Origin of the sequence: Eubacterium sp. AF15-50, assembly GCF_934835595.1 — a bacterium.
Taxonomy (GTDB): domain Bacteria; phylum Bacillota; class Clostridia; order Lachnospirales; family Lachnospiraceae; genus Eubacterium_G; species Eubacterium_G segne.
The window spans coordinates 1-3753 of the sequence record NZ_CAKVZL010000132.1 but is presented as its reverse complement, the minus strand read 5'-3'; the positions used below and the strand labels follow the sequence as shown (position 1 = coordinate 3753).

Genomic DNA, 3753 nt, shown 5'->3' with positions numbered 1-3753 from the left:
GTCCTATAAGGTCTGCTCCCATAATTTTATCGAAATAATCATAAATTCCTAAATATCTCAAAACTTCTTCCGCCATAGCCTGTGGCTTAGATGTGGCAATGGCCAGATACTTTCCTGCATCCTTTAATCTTTTAAGCATAATGTCTCCATCCTTGTATAACGAAGTTTCATATATGCCTATAGGTTTATACCTTTCTCTGTAATATTCCACTGCTTTAGCAGCATCCTCATCTGAAAAATTATAAGCATTTTTAAACTCTTCCTTAAGAGGTGGTCCTACAAAATGCTTCAAATCATCAGGTTCCTTATTTATGCCAAACTTAGACAATGCATACTGGGCCGATTTAGTAATTCCTTCTCCTGAATCACTAAGAGTTCCGTCTAAATCAAAAATAATCACATCATAGGTTTTCATAATAAATCCATCCTGTTAATTTAATCACGTAACAATCATTATATCTCAAATGACACTTGTTTTACAACCATTTTTGTTTTATACTAGTAAAAGGTATGGGGCACTATAGGTGTCAGTAATAATAAATATTATGAGAGGTACATAGGAATGAGTCAGGCAAAAGTTGATCGATACAAACAGGAAAAGTACAATCGTAAGAATAACAAAAAGAAAGGCAGTGCAAAGAAAATATTATCTTATGCCATTGTTACTCTTGTAGGTGTTGCTTTTGTTGTATATATCGGCTATTCAATAGCAGTTGCCACAGGTATGTATACACCACCTGTTGCTACAACTCACGTTGAGCTTAGCCAGTCTGAATTAGAAAGCCTTAGAAGCAAATTAATACAGAACGGCGACAAGAATGTCAAAGGTGATACTTCCGTTGATACAACTACTGCATCATCAGAAACTACATCTGAGAAAGCTACTGCTGAAGAATCTACAACTGTAGAAGAAACTACTGCTGAAGAAACAACAGCACAGTAGTTTAAACTTATAAAAACATCCCAATGGATTTTGTGTTTTCACTAATTTCCATTGGGATATTTTTATTACAAATTAATATTTACATTCTATCCGGTGCCTTAAATCCAAGTAAATCTATACATGTTTCAAGAACTTCCTTTGTAAGGGTAATAAGAGCAATATAAGATGCCTTCTTATCACCATCTTCTTCTGCTAAAATCTTTGTTCCATGATAAAATCTGTTAAATGCGTTAGATAAATCATAAACATATGAACAAATCTTATGAGGCGCCAATTCCTTAGCTGCATTTTCAATAACTTCGTTTGCCTTTGCTATTTCAAGCATTAACTGAATCTGTTCCGGATTGTCATAAGCCTTAATTGTTAAATCACTTATATTTCCATTTTCAGCCTTATACTTTTCAATAATAGACTTAATACGGACAATTGTATACAAAACATATGGTCCGGTATTTCCTTCAAAGGATGCAAAACGGTCTATATCAAAAATATAATCCTTAGATGCCTGGTTAGACAAATCACCATACTTAAGAGCGGCAAGTCCTACTATTCTTGCAGTTTCCTTTGCCTCTTCTTCACTAACTGAACGGTTTTCCATGATTTTGTTATAAACTGCATCATTAATCTGGGCTATGAGGTTTTCAAGACGCATTACGCCACCTTCTCTTGTTTTAAACGGCTTTCCGTCCTTTCCGTTCATAGTACCAAATCCAATAAATATAAGCTCTGTTTCAGGCTTTACAATTCCTGCCTTCTTTGCAACGCGGAAGAACTGTGTATAGTGTAAATCCTGTCTCTTATCTGCTAAATAAACATATTTGTCAGGATGAAAATCCTGTTCCCTTTGAACTAAAGTTGCAATATCAGAAGTAGCATAAAGTGCTGCTCCGTCTGATTTTCTTACGATGCACGGTGGAAGTTCCTTGCTGTCTCCTTCCTCTGCTATATCTACAACCAAAGCTCCCTGACTTTCATATGCAAGACCTTTGTCAATTAAATCCTGAATTAGACCCGGAATATACGGCTGGGCATCACTTTCACCTTTCCATAAGTCAAATTCCACATCAAGATTATCATAATTCTTTTTTAAATCTGCCTTTGAAATTTCCATTATATGCTTCCAGATAGCTGTGTACGGTGCGTAACCTGTCTGGAGCTTTAAAGTAGCTTCATGAGCTTCTTCCTTAAAAGCTTCATCTTCCTTTGATTTTTTGCTGGCACAAGGATAAATTTCCTCCAGCTCTGTTATGTCAAAAGGTGCTTCTTTTGGATATTCCCCTGTATAATTTTCATCAAAATATACTAGATTCGGCTTTCTGCATTTAAGCTCTGTAATTATAAGCCCCATTTGAAGACCCCAGTCTCCTAAATGAACATCACCTATAACCTTATTTCCCATATATCTGGTTATTCTTTTTACACTTTCACCAATTACTGCCGAACGAAGATGTCCTATATGAAGAGGTTTTGCCACATTAGCTCCACCGTAGTCCACAACAATAGTCTGTTCCTTTTCATTTTCACAGCCTAATTTCTGTGCATTTTTCATTTCATTAAGGTACTGCGCAACAAATTCATTATTTAAGTTCATATTAATGAAACCGGGATTAACTGCTTCCACTAAAGAGAACATTTTGCTTTCCTTAATTTTTTCCACAACATCATTGGCTATCATAATAGGTGCCTTATGGTATAACTTAGCACCTGCCATGGCACCATTACACTGGTACTGACATAAGTCAGGTCTGTTTGATACAACAACTTTTCCTAACTTTTTGTCGTACTGACATTCTTCAAATGCCTTTTTAATTTCTTCCGTAATAAGTTCAAGTATTTTTTTCATGGTTATTAACTCCGTCTTCTAATTCTGGTAAACATATTAACATTTTTCACCGGGACAATAACTTTTCCGGTGAAATTATAATTCTACTCCATTTAATTTCAAAAGTTCTCTTGCAGAATCTACTGAATCCACTCCTGTCTTGTTCTTAATTGGTGCAAATTCTTTTTCTCTTACTACTTCATAGGCTAAACAGTTATCCATCATATGAACCATATCAAGAACCAATGTTTCAAATTTATATCCGTTTTCTGTTTCCGGCTTAATCTTTTCGCCTGCTTCATTTATATATGGAACCTTCTTCTTTACAACATGAACTACTAAATTGCTGTTAAGGTTCTTTTCCAAATCTTCCATGTTAAAGAGATAGTTTAAAATAACACCATACTTATATGCTAAATCTCCATCCTCTTTCTTCTGGTATCTCATTTCTTCTGTAAGTTCATAGTATTCTACAATAGATGGCTTTCCGTCTTCTAAGCATAAAACACCTACTTTTTCTTCCGGTGTAGCCTTTGATACAACCTTTGAAGCTGAGCGGTATCCACCGTCAATCATTGCACCTACAAAGCATGGATCAGCCATTCTCTGACATACATTGTCAACAGCAAATACGTTAATGTATTCAACACCTGCTTCTTTAGCCTTCTTTGCAAGTCCTGCATTTACAAATGAAATAAACCATCCGCCGTTGCCGTTTGGTGATGTAGACACTCTATCCTTATCCTCTAAGTAAATCTTTCCTTCAAAGGATGCTGCCGGTGCCATTTCCTGAACAAAGAAATCAACATAATTCTTGTTGTAACCAAAATAATTCTTTTCTTCAAAGAATTTAATTGTGTCATCATTGTTCTTCTCACTGGTCATAATGTAGAGAGGAACCCATGTGCCTGACTGGTTTACAACATCCATAAGGTTATTAATTAACATTTCAAAAATGTAAACATCCTTAGTAAGTCCTATATTGTAC

The 3753-nt window shown here is 35.4% G+C and carries 4 protein-coding genes; 1 reads left to right on the top strand and 3 read right to left on the bottom strand.

Translation table 11 applies throughout. The features are described 5' to 3' along the window. Positions 1-415 (bottom strand): HAD hydrolase-like protein (locus Q5O73_RS10320; RefSeq protein ID WP_302669639.1); only part of this gene is annotated, 415 nt, incomplete at its 3' end. A 147-nt stretch (positions 416-562) separates the two neighbouring features. Here Q5O73_RS10320 and Q5O73_RS10315 point away from each other — a divergent pair. After that, positions 563-943, top strand: a complete 381-nt coding sequence (locus Q5O73_RS10315) for a hypothetical protein (protein WP_021953401.1) — start codon at positions 563-565, stop codon at positions 941-943. Between the two features lie 79 nt (positions 944-1022). Here Q5O73_RS10315 and argS read toward each other — a convergent pair whose 3' ends face one another. Further along, positions 1023-2786, bottom strand: a complete 1764-nt coding sequence (argS, locus tag Q5O73_RS10310) for an arginine--tRNA ligase (RefSeq protein WP_302669638.1) — start codon at positions 2784-2786, stop codon at positions 1023-1025. Between the two features lie 75 nt (positions 2787-2861). After that, positions 2862-3753: UTP--glucose-1-phosphate uridylyltransferase (locus Q5O73_RS10305; RefSeq protein WP_302669637.1), on the bottom strand; the 892-nt coding region annotated here is incomplete at its 5' end.